This window comes from Tuberibacillus sp. Marseille-P3662 (assembly GCF_900178005.1).
In the GTDB taxonomy this organism is placed as follows: Bacteria; Bacillota; Bacilli; order Bacillales; family Sporolactobacillaceae; genus Marseille-P3662.
Genome location: NZ_FXBS01000006.1, coordinates 414,888 through 436,257, shown reverse-complemented (window position 1 = coordinate 436,257; position 21,370 = coordinate 414,888). Strand labels below are relative to the sequence as shown.

Here is a 21,370-nt window from a genome sequence, read left to right as displayed (position 1 = left end):
TCACGTGCCGTTATTACTTATAGTCTAATTGTTAACAGGAATATAAAGCACTTGCCCGCCATTCAAGATATCTGTTTCCAATTCATTTTTTCTAAGGATGGCGGTAACTGGGACTTTATACCGTTCTGATATACTTTCCAATGATTCACCGTTTTGAACAATACACATTTTAACTTTTGAAAACTGTTCGTTCTCGTCATCTTGAGCTAACATTTTTGTCAAATAAAGTGCGTTATCACTATTTTGTGTGCTTACATAAGTACCGGCGGAATCCTGGTTATCAACATCATTAACTTCAGGAACTTCTGGGTTGGTACCCACTTCAATCGCCGGGCTCTCATACTGTTTAAATGGCGTCTCAGCAGGCGGTTCCGCTTCATAGACATCATCTTGGTCGACGCCGGGCCGTTCCGGTTCAGTTTGATAATCGAGTTCCGGTTGAACCTCTTCCTGAACCTCTTCCTGAACCTCTTCCTGAACCTCTTCCTCTCTCGGTATGACATCCACTTTCGGGGTATCGTCAATCTCTTCATCGTCATATTGACGATACGCCGAGTAGCTCACAGGCTCAAAATCAGTTTCAACCTCATCCGCATGATCAACTTCAGGTTGAGTCACTGCCTCTTGATCTTCAGATGCTTCCTCAGAATCAGACTTGGATGAAGGAACGGCTGCCTCACGATCAACAAGTCCAGAAATAGCAACATCCGCTTCCAGTTGGATACAATTATTCTCCTTTAATGTGTAATCAAACGTTTCTACTGAAACTAACACATCACCAACCTCATCGATTCTGTTAGCCGGAACTGTAATATCTACAGGAAAATGATGTTCAAACAAAGCCGTATCCACATCGGTCTCAGTAATACTGTCCATCGTTCGATAAGAACTTTGCTCTAAAGGATCAGAATTTGTTTCATAGGCCGTTTCATCAGGCTTATACTCGCCATTTAATCTTAAAGAGCCTTTAATTAAAACATATTGGTCATTTTCTTCTATCCTGATGTCCGGTTCGAGAGCAATGGACATAATTTCTTCAGCCTCTTGCCCATCTTGAAACCATATGGATTCATTAATGGAGAACTGCAATTGATTGGCGGTTTCAGACAAGATAGTTCACCCCTTCAACAGTTATCACTAATAAATCTATGCCGAAGATGAGGAATTATGAATAAAAGATTAAAAAGAAAACCTGCAGCTTAGCAACTGCAGGTTCTCCGTTTTTTTTATGAGAGTTTTGAAAAAGCCTGTTCAGCGGCCTCAATCGTCGTTTCAATATCCGCATCAGAATGAGCTTTTGATAGAAACAGACCTTCGAATTGAGACGGTGCGAGTGATATACCTTGTTCAATCATTGCATGAAAATAGGATTTAAACAGGTCAAGATCAGCACTTTTAGCACTATCAAAATCAACAACATCTTGGTTTGTGAAAAACACACCAAACATCGATCCCGCTTGATTAACCGTTAAAGGCACATCGTAGTGACGAGCAGCCTGCTTATAACCTTCAGCTAATCGGCTGGCTTTTTGCTTGAATTGATCATAATCATCTGGCGTCAATTGTTTAAGTGTTGTATAACCGGCTGCCATAGCTAGAGGGTTTCCGGAAAGCGTGCCCGATTGATAAATAGATCCACTCGGAGCCATTTGTTCCATAATGTCTTTTCTACCACCAAAGGCACCGACAGGCAGACCTCCACCGATCACTTTGCCGAAGCAAGTGATGTCCGGTGTGACCCCGAAATAACCTTGTGCACAGTTATAGCCTACACGAAAACCGGTCATCACTTCATCAAAAATTAGTAGGGAACCATTCGCTTCTGTTACATCGCGCAATCCCTCAAGAAATCCAGGCTGAGGCGGGACAACACCCATATTCCCGGCAACAGGTTCAACAATAACGGCCGCTAATTCATCGCCATATTGTTCAAATGCATAGCGTACACTTTCTAAGTCATTATACGGGACAGTGATCGTGTTACTAGCTATGCCTGAGGGAACGCCAGGACTATCAGGTAATCCAAGTGTGGCCACACCGGACCCTGCCTTGATGAGTAGTGAATCCCCATGTCCATGATAACAGCCAACAAATTTCAAAATTTTGTCCCGGCCGGTATAACCGCGTGCCAACCGCAAGGCACTCATCGTTGCTTCTGTTCCAGAATTGACCATTCTTACAATATCTACAGATGGTACCCGCTCTGTTATTAATTCCGCCAATTTCGTTTCCAAGATATGCGGGGACCCAAAGCTTGTCCCTTTTTCAGTCACATCTTTGAGGGTTTTCACAACTTCAGCATCAGCATGACCTAAAATCAATGGGCCCCAAGACAAAACATAATCCAAGTATTTATTCCCATCAATATCCCATATTTTCGATCCTTTGCCCTCCGTCATATAGATGGGCGTCATATCGACAGATTTATAAGCGCGTACGGGACTGTTCACACCACCTGGCATGACTTGTTTTGCTTTTGTAAATGCCTCTTCAGAACTAGATAGATTCATATCAACCTTAGCACCTCTTTCCATTTTATTGGGTTTCATTTAACCAACGGATCGCATCTTTAGCAAAATAAGTGATGATTAAATCAGCACCTGCGCGTTTCATACTGTAGAGCTTCTCAAGGACAGCTCCCTTTTCATCTAACCAACCATTCTGGGCCGCTGCTTTGATCATCGCATATTCACCGCTAACATTGTATGTCACTAATGGTAGATTAAACTGGTTTTTCAAATCTCTGATGATATCCAAATAAGGTAAGGCCGGTTTAACCATTAAAAAATCGGCTCCTTCCTCAACATCTGATGCTGCTTCGCGAAGCGCTTCAAGACGATTAGCCGGGTCCATTTGATAGGTTTTGCGATCACCAAACTGCGGTGTGCTGTCCGCAGCATCACGGAATGGACCATAGTAAGCAGAAGCATATTTCACGGCATAAGACATAATAGGCGTGTTTGTAAATCCGGCATCATCCAAGGCTTGGCGAATGACAGTGACAAAACCATCCATCATGTTGGATGGGGCAATGATGTCAGCACCCGCTTGGGCTTGAGATACAGCCGTTTGCGCGAGCAGTTCGAGACTATCATCATTAGCCACATCATTATCAAATATGACACCGCAATGACCATGGTCGGTATATTCACATAAGCACGTATCCGCAATCACCATAAGGTTCGGGTAATGCTGTTTGATATATTTCGTCGCTTCTTGGATAATCCCATGGTCATGATAGGCTCCAGAGCCGATAGCATCTTTGTGTTCAGGGACACCAAATAACATCAAAGCTGGGATACCAAGAGAATGAACCTCATCGAGTTCAGGTGCCAGCTGATCAATGGATAACTGATAGATTCCTGGCATGGAAGGAATCTCATCTTTCACCTGCTCACCTTCAACGACAAAAAGCGGATAAATCAAATCTTGCGCATTTAAAGTTGTCTCACGAACCATGTGTCTCATGGTTGTATTTTGGCGCAAGCGACGATGGCGATCAAACGTATTTTCCATAGTTACAAACCTCCTTATAATAAGCAGCGATGGCATCAATCATCGCTTCAGCAGTAAATGTTTCCGGCAAGATGCTGGGTGTTAAACCGTCTTCTTGAGCAGCAGCATAGGTTGTCTTACCAATACAAGCGATAACGGCTTGACCTTGAACTAAGGCAAGATCAGGACCAAGTAAATGGGTAAAAAAATGTACAGCTGAAGGGCTCGCAAAAGTCACAACATCAACCTGCCCATCCCTTAGGTAAGCCTCAATTTGTGCATCACTTTCCTCATTCATGACTGTATCGTAAAGGACAATCGATCGAACATGATGCCCCGCTTTCATAAGGCTCTCTTTCAAGGTCGTTCTCGCCAGATTACCCTGTGGTAATAAGACCCGACAGTAAGTGGTCAGCCTGGCAAAATAAGCGCCTAATGATACAGCATCATATTGATCCGGTATAAAATCGGGTGTTAAACCATAAGCTCGGATAGCCGCCGACGTTTTTGAACCGACGGCTGCTATTTTAACTTGTTTTAAATCTTGGACATGGATATGTTCAAAGAAAAAGCGGACACTATTGGTACTCGTAAAAACAATCCAATCATAAGCATCATGTAGACGAGGCTGTTCCTGCTTATCAAGCTGCCGTTTTTTGAACGTTAGAACAGGCATAACAATGGGTTGACCACCATATTGCTTAATACGCTCACTCATTTGAGCAGATTGATTTTGTTGACGGGTAATGAGGACCGTTTTACCCTGCAAAGGAAGATCAGGATTCATCTAATTCTTCTTTCACTCGATCAAGAATGTCTTTAGCGCCTAACGCTTTTAGTCGGTCAGCTAATTGAACCCCCATCTCTACAGGATGATCACCGGTGATTTCTTCCCTTAATACCGTACTTCCATCAGTCTCACCCACCATACCTGTCAATTTGAGCGTACTATCAGATAAGCGCTCACAATAGGCACCGATTGGGACTTGACAGCTGCCTTCCAATTCCTTCAAAAAGCTGCGTTCAGCCGCAACACGATGAGCCGTTTCCGGATCGTGAATAGATTCCAGTAAATGTTTCGTGTCCTCATCATCAGAACGGGCTTCAATCGCCAAAGCGCCTTGGCCAACAGCAGGAACTGAAATAGCATTAGGCAAGTATTCCGTGATAACATCATCGGACCAACCCATACGCTTAAGCCCAGCTGCAGCTAACACAATCGCATCAAAGTCTTCTTCCTCTAATTTTCGCAACCGGGTTTCAATATTACCCCGAACAGGTTTGATATGAAGATCGGGCCGCTTCGCTAGGATCTGAGCTCCGCGCCGTAAACTGCTTGTCCCGACAACAGCCCCTTCAGGTAAATCCATAAATGAGATATTCCCTTGCGAAATGAACGCATCACGGTCGTCCTCCCGTGTCGGTACACAAATAATATCTAGGCCTTCAGGAAGTTCAGAAGGTAAGTCTTTCATACTATGGACAGCAATATCAATATCTTTATTGTATAAGGCGTTTTCAATTTCCTTAACAAATAAACCTTTGCCACCGACCTTAGACAAAGTGACATCCAAAATCTTGTCACCCTTAGTGACGATTTTTTTGACATCGAATTCTAGATCGTCGGCATGCTTACTTAGTTGATCCATCACCCAATGGGTTTGTTGAAGCGCTAAGCGGCTTTTCCTTGATCCTAATTTTAAAAGCGTCATACTCATCCTCCGTTCTGTTCGTTCAGCATCTTTACCAAAGATGGAAATCGGTGAGTGTCTCTGATAAGAAAATATTGATTAATAATAGTAGAAATCCGATGGTATTCCAAAAAACAAGCGATCTGCCATGAACACCTTCCCCCATCTTCTTATACAAATAGAAACTATAAGTGCCCATCATAACAAAAGATAGAATAACTTTGGGATCATACCATGCAATATCAAGAGCAACATTGTAAGCACGCGTCATACCCAATATTAAACTAATTAATAATAGAGGAACACCGATGAGGTTACACCAAAACGACAATTGTTCAATCTTTGCCAGTGAATCAAACCGAACAAGCCGCTGATTCCACTTCTTATTCTTTAACATTTGATATTCAATTAAATACATCATTGACAAGATAAATGACAATGTAAACGCTGCATAGGCCAAAAAGGCAATCGTAATGTGGATCACAAGCAAATCCGACATCAAATGCTGTAGAAGGACTTGTGAAACATCATCTCTTGGTTTAAACAAGGTGATAGCCATGATCATAAAGGCAACGACATTAATAAAGAAAACGAAAAAGCTAATTCGCATAAATCGATTCACTAATAATGAAGCTGTCACAAGGATCCATGAAAGAAAAAACAAGCCGTCTAACGGTGTCAAAATAGGAAATTCGCCTGCTTTACCCATTTTCAACAAAAATATAGCGAATTGAAGCACCCAAACAATAGAAAGCAACCAGAAAGCCAATTGGTTAGCCTTCCGGTTGTGATACAAAAAATCTATGAAATAAGAACAAACGCTCATAGCGTAAATAATGATGGTCACATCATAAAGTGGACTAATTAACATTGACCGGACCCCTCTCTAGGAGGACATACCGTCTCCGGCAGCAGGGACGTAAACGTCAGAACGATATTGTCCCGTTTCAGTGCCGTGCTGGTCATTATGGTTGCGTTGACGTTCCTTTTGCTCAGCGACCTCTTCTTGAATATCAAACAGGTCAACAATAAGTTGTAACTGGGCATCGGCTGAACTCCCAGATATCTCTTTAGCTTTCTGAATCGGTTCACGTAAAAGTTGATTCACAATACTCTTCGTGTGCTTATTAAGAACTTTACGTTCGCGCTTGGATAAGTCAGGCATCTTCCGCTCAATGCTTTCCATCGTTTCCGATTGAATATCCATCGCTTTCTGGCGCATAGCAGCAATCACAGGAACAGCGTCAAGGGTATCCATCCATTGCTTAAAAGCGACTCGCTGTTCATCAATCAAGGTATCAATTTTTTCAGCTTCTGCTTTTCTTTGCTCCAAATTCGATGCGACAATATCCTGCAAATCATCAATATCATATAAAAAGACATCATCACAGTCATGAATAGCCGGATCAAGATCACGAGGAACAGCAATATCGACCATAAATAATGGGCGTCCCTTACGTTGCTTACTCACGCGCTCCATCATAGTTTGATCTACAATTGTATCTCGTGCTCCTGTCGAACTGATCACAATATCAACAGCTGCCAGTTTCTCTTCTAAGGTCGAAAAATCAACAGCCGTTCCTGAAAATCGATTAGCCAAGTCTTGCGCTCGATCATAGGTCCGATTCATGACCATCATCGCTTTTGTCCCCTGACTACTTAAATGCTCGGCCGTCAATTCACTCATTTCCCCGGCCCCCATGAGCAACACGCTTTTCTGATCAAGCGAACCAAAAATATGACGCGCCAACTCGACAGCCGCATAGCTGACAGAAACAGCATTATCATTAATCATCGTATGAGAATGAGCACGTTTAGCCACTGTTACCGCATCTTTAAAGAGCTGATTGAAAATCGTACCTGTGGCATTTGCTTCTTGAGCAGCAAAAAATCCGTCTCTGACCTGTCCTAAAATCTGTGTTTCACCCAAAATCATCGAATCAAGCCCGCAAGCAACACGGAACAAATGATCAACCGCATCATCATCTTCCTTGATAAACAAAACCGATTCAAGAGTCTCACGCTCCACCCCAAACCAATCCGCCAAGAAAGTTGTCGTGAAGTAGGAACTTGTCCGCAAACGATCCGTCACAACATACACTTCAGACCGATTACACGTTGACACAATAACCGTTTCAAAAATACTCTTGGTATCACGTAATTGCTCCAGAGCACGCGAAAGTTCAGCCGGATCAAAATCAAGCTGCTCTCGCATATCTATAGGGGCTGTCCGATGATTCACTCCCGCTACAAGAATGTGCATAATAGTCACTCCGTTTAGACGTTCACATAGTCAGTTCATTCTACCTCTATTATATCATGCTGACCATGGTTTCTATTAAATGAAATGTGAAAACTCGTTGAAAACAACGTTATATCCTTATTTAAAATAACAAAAATCGAGTTGCTAAGCAAAAGCATTTGCTTGTATCAGTCTTGTAATGAGTCCGGTCACTCAGCGTCCAAACCCGTATATTGGTTAATGGCACCCCAGAGCTCATCGATGCCATAACCGCTTTCGGCTGAAAAAGTGATAAAATCATCATTAATGTCCGGGTCAAGCTGTTCAAATGCTTCCTTTTTGTGTTTAGCAAATTTGCCCTTTTTAACTTTATCACTTTTTGTGGCGGCTATAATCGTCGGTAAACCAAAATGCTTAAGGTACTCATACATTTGCACATCACCTGCTGATGGAGGATGACGAAAATCAATAACTTGGACAACTGCTTTAAGATGAGGACTACCCGAGAAATATGTTTCTAACATATCCGCCCAAGCCTGTTTCTCCTTCTTGGATACTTTCGCATAACCGTATCCGGGAACGTCCACGAAGTAAAAGGCTTGATTAATTTTAAAATAATTTAAGGTCTGTGTTTTACCAGGTTTTTGCGACACTTTAACGAGCTTTTTCCGGTTAAGCAATTTATTAATCAATGATGACTTTCCCACGTTAGAACGGCCCGCCATTGCAATTTCAGGCAGGCCTTCCTCGGGGTATTGTGATGGTTTGACGGCGCTTTTAATAAATTCAGCATGTGTGATTTTCATTCAACATCACCTTTTAATGCATGCTTTATTACTTCATCAAGGTGAGATACCTTAATGAAATGCAAGTCATCCTTAATACTATCGGGAATGTCTTCAAGATCCTTATCATTATCTTTCGGGATAATAATCGTGGTCAGACCCGCGCGGTGAGCACTGAGCGCTTTTTCCTTTAACCCCCCAATTGGCAGGACGCGCCCTCTCAATGTCATTTCACCTGTCATACCGACTTCTTTTTTCACCGGCCGTTCTGTTAAGGCTGAAATGAGGGCCGTTGCCATCGTCACACCCGCTGATGGTCCATCTTTCGGAGTCGCGCCTTCAGGAACGTGAATATGAATATCATTTTTTTCATTAAAATTAGCAGGAACATTTAATTCACTAGCCCGTGAGCGAATGTAACTAAATGCCGCTTGGGCCGATTCTTTCATCACATCACCAAGTTTCCCAGTTAAAGTCAGCTTCCCTTTGCCAGGAGACAGGGAGACTTCGATCGATAAGGTATCGCCGCCAAAAGGCGTGTAGGCGAGACCCGTGGCCGCCCCAATTTGATCTTCGGTTTCTGCCAAACCGTAACGAAACAACGGTTTTCCCAATAACCGTTCAACGGCATTGACTGTGATTGTTAAACGTTGCTTTTCATTCGAGACAATTTGCTTCGTCGCTTTACGGCAAATCGATGCGATGGTCCGCTCCAAGTTACGCACACCTGCTTCTCGTGTATAACGACGAATGATATATTTGATAGCATCTTCACGAAATTGTAATTGACTCTTCTTCAGGCCATGATTTTCCAATTGGCGCGGAATTAAGTGCTCTTTAGCAATATGAGTCTTTTCAACTTCTGTATAGCCTGCAATGTTGATCAATTCCATCCGGTCGAGTAAAGGCCGGGGGATGGTTCCAACATTGTTTGCTGTCGTGATGAACATCACTTTACTTAAATCATAGGATTCTTCAATATAATGATCACTAAATGTACTGTTCTGTTCCGGATCAAGTACTTCCAGCATCGCTGAACCCGGATCACCACGAAAGTCACTGGCCATTTTATCAATTTCATCTAACAAAAACACCGGATTAATCGTTTCCGCTGTCTTCATCCCACGGATAATCCGTCCTGGCATAGCCCCAACATAGGTTCTGCGATGACCACGAATCTCTGCTTCATCTCTTACACCGCCTAACGAAGCACGGACAAAGTGGCGATTCATAGATCTAGCTATCGAGCGGGCTAAAGATGTTTTACCAACACCGGGTGGACCGACAAGACATAGGATAGGTCCTTGCAAACGCTCTGTTAACTTTCGCACTGATAAGTGTTCCAACACACGTTCCTTGACTTTTTCCAAGCCGTAGTGATCATCATTCAATATTTTTTCCGCCTGCCCAATATCTAAGCTATCTTCCGTTTCCGCTTCCCATGGGAGTTGCAGCAGCCAGTCTATGTAATTTCGAATCACGCCGGATTCCGCTGAACTTTGCGGCAGCTTTTCATAGCGATCAAGTTCCTTATAAGCCGCTTCTTTAACATTATCAGGCATCGGGGCATGATCAACGCTCGTCCTTAAATCAGCGACTTCACCTTCTTTGCCCTCTTTTTCACCCAATTCTTTTTGAATAGCTTTCATTTGTTCACGCAAATAATATTCTTTTTGCGTGCGTTCCATTGATTTCTTGACGCGCTGACCAATTTTATTCTCTATTCCTAGGACTTGTTTTTCGTTTGCCAACAAATCAATTAATTTGTTAAGACGCTCTGTAACGTCCACTGTGTCTAAAATCAACTGCTTGTCCTTAATCTTCAATGACAAATGCGATGTTATCACATCAGCCAATCGACCCGGCATATCAATATCTTCAACTGTTGCCAAGGTTTCTGGGGTCACTTTATTTGACAGCTTGATATATTCTTGAAACTGTTCAACAGCTTGGCGCATTAACGCTTGTTGCTCTGCTGTCGGTTCCACTTCAGCTTCCATTGGCTCAACTTCAACTTCAAAATAATCATCTTGGTCTGTATACGAAAGTACCTTTGCTCTTTGTTCACCTTCTACGAGAATCCTGATCGTCCCGTTGGGTAATTTTAGCATTTGCTTAACCATGGTAATGGTTCCCATTTCATGTATATCAGACGACTCCGGGTCTTCTGCCGCTATTTCCTTTTGTGCCGCTAAAAAAATTTTTTGATCACCCATCATGACCTTCTCTAGCGCTTCAACCGATTTCTCACGGCCAACATCAAGGTGTAAGACCACGGTCGGATAAATAATCATTCCTCGTAGAGGCATCAAAGGTATTGTCTTTTTCTGATCTTGAGTCACAGGGCCATAACACCTCCATTTTCAAGTATTCCGTTCAATTCTATCTTAAATGAATGTGGCTTGTCTAACTATAGGCAACCTTAAACGGATTCTCGCGATGATTGAAATTGACTCGCAGGTATACTGCTTTCATCCTCAGAAGAGGGTGCCAAAGCATGGGTCAGAACATCCGTTAGACGACTGGCAGCGATAATTTGAATACCTTCAATGTTTTGAAGGATGGCCTGCTGATTGTCTTCCGGAATAATCACCGTTTTTGCACCAGCATCCTTTGCAGCTTGAGCTTTGGCAACTACACCGCCAATCGGTTTTACTGCACCATGAATACTCAATTCACCCGTCATAGCAACAGTATTTTGAATAGGTCTATTTTTGATTGCCGAGTAGACAGCCGTGGCAATTGCTATCCCTGCTGACGGACCATCGACAGGGGCTCCTCCTGGAAAGTTCACATGTAAGTGATATTGATGGGCACGAACACCCATTTGGTTGAGGACTGTCAATACATTCTCAACCGAACTTTTGATAAGACTCTTACGCCTAATTGATTTGCTGTTCGACCCCATCGATTCTTCTTCAACAATGCCTGTGATCGTTAGGCTGCCTTTACGGCCTTTCGTTGCTGTCACTTCAATATCAAGTAACGCTCCTCGATTAGGACCATATACAGCCAGTCCATTTACTAAACCAACAACTGGTTCATTATGAACCTTTTTGTTGGGCTTAGGAGGCAGTTGACTGGAGTGAATAACCCATTCAACATCAGCTTCTTCTATATGTTCTGACTTCCGTGACATGGCAATACCAGCAGCGATTTGCATAATATTAACCGCTTCACGACCACTTTTAGCATACTCTGAGATCTTATTGATACAAGCGTCATTGAGACGAATCTGCAGTTTATTAGCTGCCTTTTTAGAAATCTGTTGAATATCGTTATTTGACAGTTCATTAAAGTAAACTTCTAAGCAGCGGGAACGAATTGCAGGTGGAATATCCTCCGGTGAACGCGTTGTCGCCCCGATCATTCGAAAATCGGCAGGAAGTCCTTTTTGAAAAATGTCATGAATATGATCTGGAATTTGGTTGTTTTCTTCATTATAATACGCACTTTCCAGATAAACTTTCCGATCTTCTAATACTTTTAACAGCTTATTCATTTGAATAGGATGCAGTTCACCGATCTCATCAATAAATAGCATGCCACCATGAGCATGTGTAACGGCGCCTTGCTTCGGCTGTGGTATGCCGGCCTGCCCCATAGCTCCAGCACCTTGGTAAATCGGGTCATGGACTGAACCAATCAAAGGATCTGCGATACCTCTTTCATCAAAACGAGCTGTGGTTGCGTCTAGTTCAACAAACACAGCATCTCTTTGGAATGGTGATTGAAAGTTTCTCTTCGCTTCTTCCAAAACCAACCTGGCAGCTGCAGTTTTACCTACCCCTGGGGGACCATAAATCAGTACATGCTGGGGATTGGCCCCACATAGAGCGGCACGCAACGTTTCAATGCCATCCTGCTGACCGACAATATCGTCCATGCCTTGGGGGCGGACGCGTTCAGCTAATGGCTCCGTCAAAGATATACTTCGTAACTTACGCAATTGTTCCATTTCTTTCTTGGATTCTTTATCAATAGATACTTTTTGCGTCCGTTGATTTTTAAGGAGATTCCAAAAATAAAGGCCGATAATCACACCAAAAAATAACTGTACAATCAACAGTACCGATGTCCAGTTCAATGTCCATACCTCCTGAAGTCGTCTTCTGCGCATAGTGTCTCCGAACATCCCTTAGACTAAACAAAACTTCGAAAGTTAATGGACGGGTTCATTCAGAAATTAGTGGATTAAAAACACTGCCTCAAAAAAAAACGGCTGTCCCCGTATTCTGGGACAGCCGTCGCCTATTGATTCTCTTATGCACTTTCCTTTGGTGTTTCATTTTCAATAACAGTACCGTCATCCATAACCAAAGTCGGGCGTGTATTACCTTCAACAGTATCTTTTGTAATAATGCATTTTTCAATATCATCTCTTGAAGGTAAATCATACATCACATCAAGCATGATACCTTCAATAATGGATCTCAGACCCCTGGCACCTGTTTTCCTTTCAATACCCTCTCGAGCGATGGCCCGAAGCGCTTCATCCTGGAATTCAAGCTCAACATCGTCAAGTTCCAGTAATTTTTTGTATTGCTTAACAAGCGCATTCTTTGGTTGAGTAAGAATTTCAACAAGGGCTTCCTCATCAAGCTCTTCCAAACTTGACACGACAGGAAGACGACCGATAAATTCTGGAATCAAGCCATATTTAAGTAAGTCTTCAGGGAGGACCCGTTTAAGGAAATCATCACGATCCATATTTTGTTGCTTCGAATCAGCACCAAAGCCAATAACTTTCTTACCAAGACGGCGTTTGACAATCTGTTCAATTCCATCAAAGGCTCCGCCGCAAATAAATAGAATATTCGTTGTATCGATTTGGATAAATTCTTGGTGTGGATGTTTACGCCCGCCTTGAGGGGGGACACTGGCAGTTGCACCTTCAATAATCTTTAACAACGCTTGCTGAACACCCTCACCGGAAACATCCCGGGTAATGGAAGGATTCTCAGACTTCCGGGCAACTTTATCGATTTCATCAATGTAAATAATCCCTTTTTCGGCTTTTTCAACGTCATAATCGGCCGCTTGGATGAGTTTGAGCAAAATGTTCTCAACGTCTTCACCAACATAACCAGCTTCTGTAAGGGACGTGGCATCCGCAATCGCAAACGGGACATTCAAGATACGTGCCATGGTTTGCGCCAATAATGTTTTACCGCTACCGGTTGGACCCATCATCACGATGTTACTTTTTGATAACTCGACATCATCACTCTTCTGCGTAGCATTGACACGTTTATAGTGATTATAGACAGCCACTGATAAATTCTTTTTGGCTTCATCTTGGCCAATGACATAATCTTCAAGAATGTTGCGAATTTCCTGCGGTTTTGGAAGGTCTTTAAACTCTGTTTCCTCTTCAACACCAAGTTCTTCTTCAACGATTTCTGTACACAATTCTATACATTCATCACAGATATAAACACCTGGTCCAGCAACGAGCTTACGGACTTGATCCTGAGTCTTTCCACAAAAGGAACATTTCAATTGTCCTTTTTCTTCATTAAATTTAAACATGTTTTCACCCCTAATACGTACAAGTGTTAAGCAATCCAACATTGCTTGAGTATGAAACTTTATTTACAATCAAACGAATTTATGTTTTTGTCAAGATTAGTGTACTACACATCTTATGGGTCTTTTGCCTTTGTTATGTACGCATTGTATCACAAAACATTGGTGATGATAAAATAATTACCTTTATATTTTTATGTATCGTTCATGAAAATGATTAAAGAGAATATGTTGTAAGAAACAAGGCACGTAACGAGCCTTGTTTCTTAAGATGCACAACGTGTGCAATTATTTTTTTGTTAAGTCGGTCATTATTCTTCTGTCGCTTCAGCTTCAACGGTGGCATCATCGGAGGATTTTGGTTCAACCACTTGACTATGCTCAAGCAATAAGTCAATCGCTTTTCGGGTTTTCAAATCACCTTTAAGCGCATCGGTGCCACCTTGCATTTGCAGCATTTGTTTGATTTGATCGACTTCAATATTATAGCTTTCAGACATTTGCTTAAGTTCATCTTCGACTTCGTCTTCGCTAACCTCAATATTTTCGGCTTCGGCAATCGCCTCAAGCGTTAAATTCGCGCGAACGCGTTTTTCAGCGTCATCTTTCATTTGTTCACGTAAACCGTCTTTATCAGTTCCAGCAAATTGATAATACATATCCATTGTAATACCTTGGGATTGAATGCGTTGTTCAAACTCTTGAACCATACGATCCAATTCGCTGTCAATCATGGCTTCAGGGACTTCGATGCTGGCATTCGCTGTGGCTTGTTCAACAACAGCGTCACGGCGATTGGTATCTGCGGTTGTGTCCTTTTGTTCTTGTAGCCGGTTCTTTGTCTTGGTTTTGAGTTCATCGAACGTCTCAACTTCTTCGTCGACATCTTTTGCAAATTCATCATCAAGTTCTGGCAGTTCTTTAGTCTTGATTTCATGAACTTTCACTTTAAATGTCGCTTCTTTCCCCTTTAATTCTTCAGCATGATAATCTTCAGGGAATGTGACAACAACATCTTTTTCACCGCCGGTTTGCATACCAATGAGTTGTTCTTCAAAACCAGGGATGAATTGATTAGATCCAATTTCAAGAGAATAGTTTTCCGCTTGACCGCCTTCAAACGCTTCACCATCTACAAAACCTTCGAAATCCATAACGGCAGTATCACCGTTTTCAATGGCGCCGTCTTCTTTGACAGCCAATTCTGCATAACGTTCTTGAAGTTGGCTGATTTCCTGATCAACTTCTTCATCAGTAACTTCAGTGTCCTGCTCTTCAACCTCAAGACCTTTATATTCCCCAAGTTCAGCTTCCGGCTTAACCGTAACGTTCGCTTTAAATGAAACTTTTTGACCTTTTTCAATGTCACCATCTATGTCAACATCCGGACGGTCGACAGGTTCAATACCCGCATCTTCAACCGCGTGCGAATAAGCATGTGGTAAAACAATGTCAACGGCATCTTGATAAAGTGACTCAACACCAAAGCGTTGTTCAAAAATGAACCGCGGGACTTTACCTTTACGGAATCCCGGTACGTTAACGTCTTTAACAACCTTTTTGAAAGCTTGATCCAATGCGTCATTGAATTCATCCGCACTCACTTCGAAAGTAAGGACACCTTGGTTGCCCTCTTGTTTTTCCCAATTTGCATTTACATCCATATATTCTTACCTCCAACATCTATGTTCATACTTAATTTTGCGCACATTGTTTCACAACCATTTTAGTATAACATAACAAATAATAGTTTTAAAAACTAAAATCAGAGATGCTATTCATACTTACGTTTTAATGCTCCTCTATTTCCCTAAGCTTCTCTAACGCTTGATCAACATCGGTCTCAGTGAAATCAACATTAGATTGATCGTAAAATCGCTGGCGCTCATATTCAACACCGTTGACTTGGTGCGTATAATCCATGACAGCTAAAGCCCATACCAACGAATTTTCAGGCGCAAGGGTCACGGGAAAGACGCCGATCATAAAATGCTCCCAAACTTGCAAAGCCTGTTGATAAAAAACAGGATTCTCTGATTCAAGCCACGTCTGCAGTACTTCGGTCACCGCCACCTGAAGCTTCTCATAGCAATCTTCATCCTGTGAAGGATTGATCGTCCAAGTTTGACCTAATTTGTAAATATTAACAGGATCATTATAACCAACATGCTTCAATTCCTTAATAATACTGCTTTTTAAAAAAGGATCCCCCTGTTCCCAAGTTAAGAAAGCTAGAATTTTTTCCAAAACCAGCGGATTTAAATGCTCGAACGCGCGACGTACACCTAACCATTGATCTTGTCTATCACCATTTAATAAGCGGTCAATATCAACTGACATGGTATCATAGGAAATACCATCTGGTGCTTTCGATGATTCATCAACTTGACCCGGTTCATTCATTCGTTGTTCAGCAAAATAAGCCAACTGATTCAAAGTTTGACGTATATCGACAGGAACCTCTTCTTCATCAATAACAGCTCTTATATATTGAGCAGCCTCCCGGTATTGTCGTTGCTGAATAAGAACCGTTAGATGAAGCTGGAGCACATCATAATAATTTCCTGTATCTGTTTTCAACATGTCCTGCGTCAAATTTCGCGCTTCCTCGTATGCTCCCAATTCCACATAACAGACCGCCAAACCATAGGCCGCTTGCGAATGATGATCATTAACGGAATGTAGCTGTTCAAATAACGGCAAAGCCTCCTGATAATGTTTGTTCTGCATGAGGTCTATTGCTTTATTCAAAAGCTTGTCTTCAAGATTAGGAAACGGGATTACATTATCCTGATCATGTTCAGCCACAGACATCGCCTCTTTCCAATTGCTTTCTATAGTTTAGCAGGAAAGAAAAAAACATGGCAAGTTAAAATAGACATACAAAAAAACGCCTTCCATATCAGATATCAATCTGATATGGAAGGCGTTTTTGACTAGTGTCCCAGGCAGGATTCGAACCTGCGACCCACAGCTTAGAAGGCTGTTGCTCTATCCTACTGAGCTACTGGGACATACCATTACATCATTTTTATACACAGACGTTTTTAAACAAATAAATGGAGCGGGTGATGGGAATCGAACCCACGACCAGAGCTTGGAAGGCTCTTGTTTTACCACTAAACTACACCCGCTTATTGAAAATTTCACTACGTCGAATTGGCTTCCTTGCTAAATTTTCATCGTTGTGCTGTGCAACTTTCTTCAATCGCAATAGCAACGCGCGCGCATGCTGTAACAGCGACAATTATTAATATACCTAAACTTCGTCAGTATGTCAACCTATTTTTAAGTTCTTAATTCAAATTGGCAAGAAAGATCGGAAACCTCATCCCCATCAATATTAAGAAATTGAATGGATACCTTGCTTTCCTGAATGTCTAGTATGGCATAAGTCTGTTCTGGACGCTCTCTCGGCAATCTTAAACTGCCGGGATTGATGAAGATGACGCCCCCTTCTTGATACGCACCAGCAACATGAGAATGACCATGGCAAACAATTGTAGATTCAGTTTCCTGTGCCTTATAATACAATGGCATTGCAGTCATCTTAATCCGATACAGATGTCCGTGAGTAATAAGTAAACGATGGTCACCATAGGATTCAACCCTATGGTTTGGATAAGCACCGTCTGGAAAATCACAGTTCCCTTGAACAGCCTTGTATGGTTTCATTTCCGGACTATCAGGCTGCCGTTCCGAATCGCCCGCATGAAGATAATCAGAGACATCATCCTTGTGCCGGTCATATAGCGTCAATAATTCATCTTCCATACCATGACTGTCACTCGTTAATAAAAGCTTCACTGCTATCCCTCCATCCACTCTTGCCAATGTTTCTTCAAATCTTGCATCGCTTCTGCTCGATGGCTGATTTTGTTTTTTTGATCGCTTGTCAATTCTGCCAATGTCTTCATTTGTTCAGGGACATAAAATATTGGGTCATAACCAAACCCATGGGTTCCTGTCGGTTGATGAATGATATATCCTTCACAAGTTCCAGTCGCAAAATGGGTTGTCCCACCAGGAATCGACAAGGCAATGACACAATAAAAGCGGGCGGTTCGCTTTTCCTTTGGAACACCTTTTAATTCACTTAACACTTTCTCAAGATTCCGCCTGTCATTCTTCTCTTCACCAGCATAGCGCGCTGAATACACGCCCGGTCTACCATCTAAAGCGTCGACAACTAAACCGGAATCATCAGCCAACGTTACAGTGCCATACCGTTCAGCAATTGTTTCAGCCTTGAGTCGGGCGTTGGCGTGAAACGTTGTCCCCGTTTCTTCAACCTCAATCGGATCGGGCATCTCACTAAGCGGGTGAAAATCGACTCCCAACAAATCCCTAAACTCAGCTATCTTTCCTTGATTACTTGAGGCAATGATAACACCTGTCATTTCGCATCACCGTCAAGAGGACCTGTAATTTCTTTTTGATAACTGATCAGTTCCTTGATGCCCTTTTCAGCTAAAACCAGCATATCATCCATCTGCTGCCGGGAAAAAGTAGCCTCTTCACCTGTCCCCTGCAATTCAACAAAATCTCCGTCTTCCGTCATGACGACATTCATATCAACGTCTGCCGTTGAATCTTCGTCATAGCAAAGATCAAGAATGGTGCCATGTTTGGCATGTACACCCGTAGACACCGCAGCAAGATACGATTTAACCGGCATCTGAGATATTTTTTTGTTGGCCACAGCACGTTTCAAAGCCAGTACCATAGCTACAAATCCGCCAGTGATCGCTGCAGTCCGTGTTCCTCCGTCAGCTTGAATCACATCGCAATCTATCCAAATCGTTCGCTCACCAGTTAACGATAAATCAACCACGGAACGTAATGAACGACCAATCAATCTTTGAATTTCCATCGTTCTGCCACCAATTTTCCCCTTGGCCGCTTCACGAATATTTCTTTGTTGCGTTGCTCGCGGCAGCATACTATATTCCGCTGCGACCCAGCCTTTACCTTTTCCACGCATAAACGGCGGCACCCGATCCTCAATTGAGGCGTTGCAAATCACCTTCGTTTGTCCAAACGTTATTAATACCGATCCCTCAGGATGGATAACAAAATCCGGCTCAATATGTACATGTCTTAATTGATTATACGTTCGTTCATCTACCCTCATGTTAGTCCTCCTAAACTTAATATGAAAAGAGGTGGCTTAAGCCACCTCTATAAATATAACATATTTAGGTGCTTCATTTCTTATACACCCATTTTGTTAACAGATGGAACCGTTACAGGTTCCGTCAGCTTTTGACCGGATTCTGTCGTGACTTTTTGACTGCCTTCAACTTTAATGGAAAGTTTTTTCACATTTGATTCATTTTTGATTAAGGATAGGGCGAGTGTGTCCACTGCTTGGCCACTAACGGTTTTTGTTTTAGGATCTGTATAAAATTCAGAATTGAAATTCAAAGTCAAGACCCCATCTTTCACAACCGGCTTAGACGCCAATTCAACACGATCGCCAAAAGGTGATAACAATCCCTTAGTGCCTACAGGACCATTGGTCATCGCTTTAACAGCTGCAGCGGCTTCACTCGTGCTTTCATCCATTTGGACTCTTTGTGTCACAGGAACGTAATAAAAATCGTCTTTGTTCTGCGCCATATAGTAGACCGTTACACTGTCACTGTTGGTCACATCTGTGACATTTCCCAATTGAGTGTTAATCCCATCTGCTCTTGTGATTCCATCCGCAATCGGGGTTTTATTGCGGGGCGCTGTTTTTAAAGCAACGCCGTCAACGCGAAGTTTAACTTTGTCAATGGAATCAAATTGCGTTAATGACCATGCCATTGATTGCAAAATTTTATCCTCATTTTCTGCCTTATAGTTCTTGAATTCTGATGATAAATCGACAACGGCTGTACCGTCTTCTTTAATATTAATTCCGTTGACCTGCGTTCCTGCTGGCAATGTTGCCCGAAAACCATCAGGTACCTTATTGCTAACGGGGCCATCAATCACAAGATTTTTAACAACCTGTTCAGCTACGGTATTGGACTCAGGAACAGGCAACTGAACAATTTGCGGACTGACATGGCCATTTTTGTCTACCAAATAGAGTTGACGTTTGGCCGTTGCTGTATCCTCTTTTTTAGCAGACGAATCACTTGTCGCCTGATTCTTATCATCCTTTTTAACCACATCTACATCTGGTTTTGGCTTAATGTTGCCGGCGTCTTCATCTTGGAAAACACAACCCGATAGGACCACCGAGCAAATTAGAACTAACGCCGCTAACCATGACTTATTTTTAAATCGCATGGTAGGACCCTCCTCTGACAGTTTGTACTATGATATATACGAGCCATATCTCAAAAATAGACCAAAAAAATATAACCCACCAATCAAAATTGGGGGTTATATTTGCACAGTTTTAACATTCGGATTTACGTGCAGCCATTGAGATGCAATCAATGCAAGCATTTGCTTTGCACCCGTTGTGTAAAATCGATGGTTAGGCTTATGATGATCCGCTAATAATCCCTTGTGGTAAAGAATGGTGCTGATTTCCCGCGCTGTTTCTTCACCAGAGTCAATCAACTTGATATCATCACCCATAACTTCTTGAATCATTGGCCGCAACAATGGATAATGCGTACAGCCTAAGATCAAAGTATCGATTTCCTTGTCCTTTAATGGAGCCAATTGCTGGCTTACAATCGTTCTTGTTCTATCACTCGTTAATTCACCTGACTCGACCAAAGGAACAAATGGGGGACAAGCCATACTGGAAATGGACACTTCATCTGAGATAGTTTCCAAGGCATGATTATAGGCTTGGCTGCGAATGGTACCACTCGTACCGATAATACCAACCGAATAATGCCGGGTAACCTTCATCGCCGTTCGTGCACCTGGGTGGACAACCCCGATCACTGGAATGGGTAGGGAATTCCTAATCTCTTCAAAAGCGACAGCTGTTGCTGTATTACAAGCAATCACTAACATTTTAATATCTTCCTGAATAAGGTGCCTGATCATTCGCCATGTAAACATCCTGACCTCATCTGATGATCTCGGACCATAGGGGCATCGTAAAGTATCCCCTAGATAGATGATTTCTTCATTGGGGAGTTGCCTGATGATCTCTTTAGCAACAGTGATTCCACCCACACCTGAATCTATAACACCAATTGGTTGATTCAAAAAACCGCCTCTTTATCTATAAATCTTTTTTTATTTCCTTAAACAAACGATCTAACCCGGCCTCAAAGCCCATTCGTTCTTCTTTGGCTAAGACATGAATATGGTCAGCCAAGTATTCTTGGCGTTTAGTAATTACAGACGTAATCGTTTCATAACCTTTCGGCAAAAGATGAATTCTTACGACCCGTTTATCATCTTGATCTTTATTTCTCTCAACGAGTTCCTTATCTTCCATCCGATCAACTAGATCCGTTGTTGTACTAAATGCCAAATACATTCTCTGTGATAATTCACCAATGGTCATGCCATCCTCATCGGATATCCATTGTAAGGCAATAAATTGAAGAGGATTAATATCATAGTCAATTAACATTTGCCGGCCTGTTTCTTTGATCATTGCTGATATGTATCTCAACTGTTTCTCAATCTCAGCTATAGAAGCCTTATCTATTCCTGTCGCG

At 42.3% G+C, this 21,370-nt stretch carries 19 protein-coding genes and 2 tRNA genes; all 21 read right to left on the bottom strand.

Annotated features, from left to right (window positions below; all coding sequences use genetic code 11):
• Positions 1-24: 24 nt before the first annotated feature.
• Positions 25-1,110: a stage VI sporulation protein D gene (gene spoVID, locus B9Y89_RS10625; protein ID WP_176222184.1), complete on the bottom strand. Its 1,086-nt coding sequence runs from the start codon at positions 1,108-1,110 to the stop codon at positions 25-27.
• Between the two features lie 116 nt (positions 1,111-1,226).
• Complete coding sequence (gene hemL, locus B9Y89_RS10620) at positions 1,227-2,510, bottom strand: glutamate-1-semialdehyde 2,1-aminomutase (protein WP_085524697.1); 1,284 nt, start codon at positions 2,508-2,510, stop codon at positions 1,227-1,229.
• A gap of 25 nt (positions 2,511-2,535) precedes the next feature.
• Complete coding sequence (hemB, locus tag B9Y89_RS10615; RefSeq protein ID WP_085523213.1) at positions 2,536-3,516, bottom strand: porphobilinogen synthase; 981 nt, start codon at positions 3,514-3,516, stop codon at positions 2,536-2,538.
• Positions 3,500-4,282 carry a uroporphyrinogen-III synthase gene (locus B9Y89_RS10610; protein ID WP_085523212.1) on the bottom strand — a complete coding sequence of 261 codons (783 nt, stop codon included), beginning with the start codon at positions 4,280-4,282 and terminating at the stop codon, positions 3,500-3,502. Before B9Y89_RS10610 ends, hemB begins: the two co-directional genes overlap by 17 nt.
• Complete coding sequence (gene hemC, locus B9Y89_RS10605; RefSeq protein ID WP_085523211.1) at positions 4,272-5,207, bottom strand: hydroxymethylbilane synthase; 936 nt, start codon at positions 5,205-5,207, stop codon at positions 4,272-4,274. The genes B9Y89_RS10610 and hemC overlap by 11 nt, the downstream gene beginning before the upstream one ends.
• Positions 5,208-5,238: 31 nt before the next feature.
• Entirely contained in the window at positions 5,239-6,057 is an 819-nt protein-coding gene (locus tag B9Y89_RS10600) for a cytochrome C assembly family protein (RefSeq protein WP_085523210.1), read from the bottom strand.
• A gap of 15 nt (positions 6,058-6,072) precedes the next feature.
• Entirely contained in the window at positions 6,073-7,449 is a 1,377-nt protein-coding gene (gene hemA / locus B9Y89_RS10595; RefSeq protein ID WP_085523209.1) for a glutamyl-tRNA reductase, read from the bottom strand.
• 188 nt (positions 7,450-7,637) lie between these two features.
• Positions 7,638-8,234 carry a ribosome biogenesis GTP-binding protein YihA/YsxC gene (yihA, locus tag B9Y89_RS10590; protein ID WP_085523208.1) on the bottom strand — a complete coding sequence of 199 codons (597 nt, stop codon included), beginning with the start codon at positions 8,232-8,234 and terminating at the stop codon, positions 7,638-7,640.
• Positions 8,231-10,555, bottom strand: coding sequence for an endopeptidase La (lon, locus tag B9Y89_RS10585; protein ID WP_085523207.1), 2,325 nt, complete (start codon positions 10,553-10,555; stop codon positions 8,231-8,233). Before lon ends, yihA begins: the two co-directional genes overlap by 4 nt.
• 80 nt (positions 10,556-10,635) lie before the next feature.
• The gene (gene lonB, locus B9Y89_RS10580) at positions 10,636-12,300 is read right to left on the bottom strand and encodes an ATP-dependent protease LonB (protein ID WP_085523206.1); all 1,665 of its coding nucleotides are present in this window, start codon (positions 12,298-12,300) and stop codon (positions 10,636-10,638) included.
• A 176-nt stretch (positions 12,301-12,476) separates the two neighbouring features.
• Positions 12,477-13,745: an ATP-dependent protease ATP-binding subunit ClpX gene (clpX, locus tag B9Y89_RS10575; protein WP_085523205.1), complete on the bottom strand. Its 1,269-nt coding sequence runs from the start codon at positions 13,743-13,745 to the stop codon at positions 12,477-12,479.
• A 308-nt stretch (positions 13,746-14,053) separates the two neighbouring features.
• Entirely contained in the window at positions 14,054-15,406 is a 1,353-nt protein-coding gene (gene tig / locus B9Y89_RS10570) for a trigger factor (RefSeq protein ID WP_085523204.1), read from the bottom strand.
• A gap of 127 nt (positions 15,407-15,533) precedes the next feature.
• Positions 15,534-16,550, bottom strand: a complete 1,017-nt coding sequence (locus B9Y89_RS10565; RefSeq protein ID WP_176222182.1) for a tetratricopeptide repeat protein — start codon at positions 16,548-16,550, stop codon at positions 15,534-15,536.
• A gap of 132 nt (positions 16,551-16,682) precedes the next feature.
• A tRNA-Arg gene (locus B9Y89_RS10560) sits at positions 16,683-16,756 on the bottom strand.
• 46 nt (positions 16,757-16,802) lie between these two features.
• A tRNA-Gly gene (locus tag B9Y89_RS10555) sits at positions 16,803-16,876 on the bottom strand.
• Positions 16,877-17,030: 154 nt separating this feature from the next.
• Positions 17,031-17,549, bottom strand: a complete 519-nt coding sequence (locus B9Y89_RS10550) for a metallophosphoesterase family protein (RefSeq protein WP_085523202.1) — start codon at positions 17,547-17,549, stop codon at positions 17,031-17,033.
• Between the two features lie 2 nt (positions 17,550-17,551).
• Complete coding sequence (locus B9Y89_RS10545; RefSeq protein ID WP_085523201.1) at positions 17,552-18,142, bottom strand: XTP/dITP diphosphatase; 591 nt, start codon at positions 18,140-18,142, stop codon at positions 17,552-17,554.
• Entirely contained in the window at positions 18,139-18,876 is a 738-nt protein-coding gene (gene rph, locus B9Y89_RS10540; RefSeq protein WP_085523200.1) for a ribonuclease PH, read from the bottom strand. Before rph ends, B9Y89_RS10545 begins: the two co-directional genes overlap by 4 nt.
• An 80-nt stretch (positions 18,877-18,956) precedes the next feature.
• Positions 18,957-20,024 (bottom strand): GerMN domain-containing protein, encoded by a 1,068-nt coding sequence (locus tag B9Y89_RS10535; protein ID WP_085523199.1) that lies wholly within the window; start codon positions 20,022-20,024, stop codon positions 18,957-18,959.
• Positions 20,025-20,120: 96 nt separating this feature from the next.
• Entirely contained in the window at positions 20,121-20,909 is a 789-nt protein-coding gene (gene racE / locus B9Y89_RS10530) for a glutamate racemase (RefSeq protein WP_085523198.1), read from the bottom strand.
• 16 nt (positions 20,910-20,925) lie between these two features.
• Complete coding sequence (locus tag B9Y89_RS10525) at positions 20,926-21,306, bottom strand: MarR family winged helix-turn-helix transcriptional regulator (protein ID WP_441351500.1); 381 nt, start codon at positions 21,304-21,306, stop codon at positions 20,926-20,928.
• Positions 21,307-21,370 lie beyond the last annotated feature (64 nt).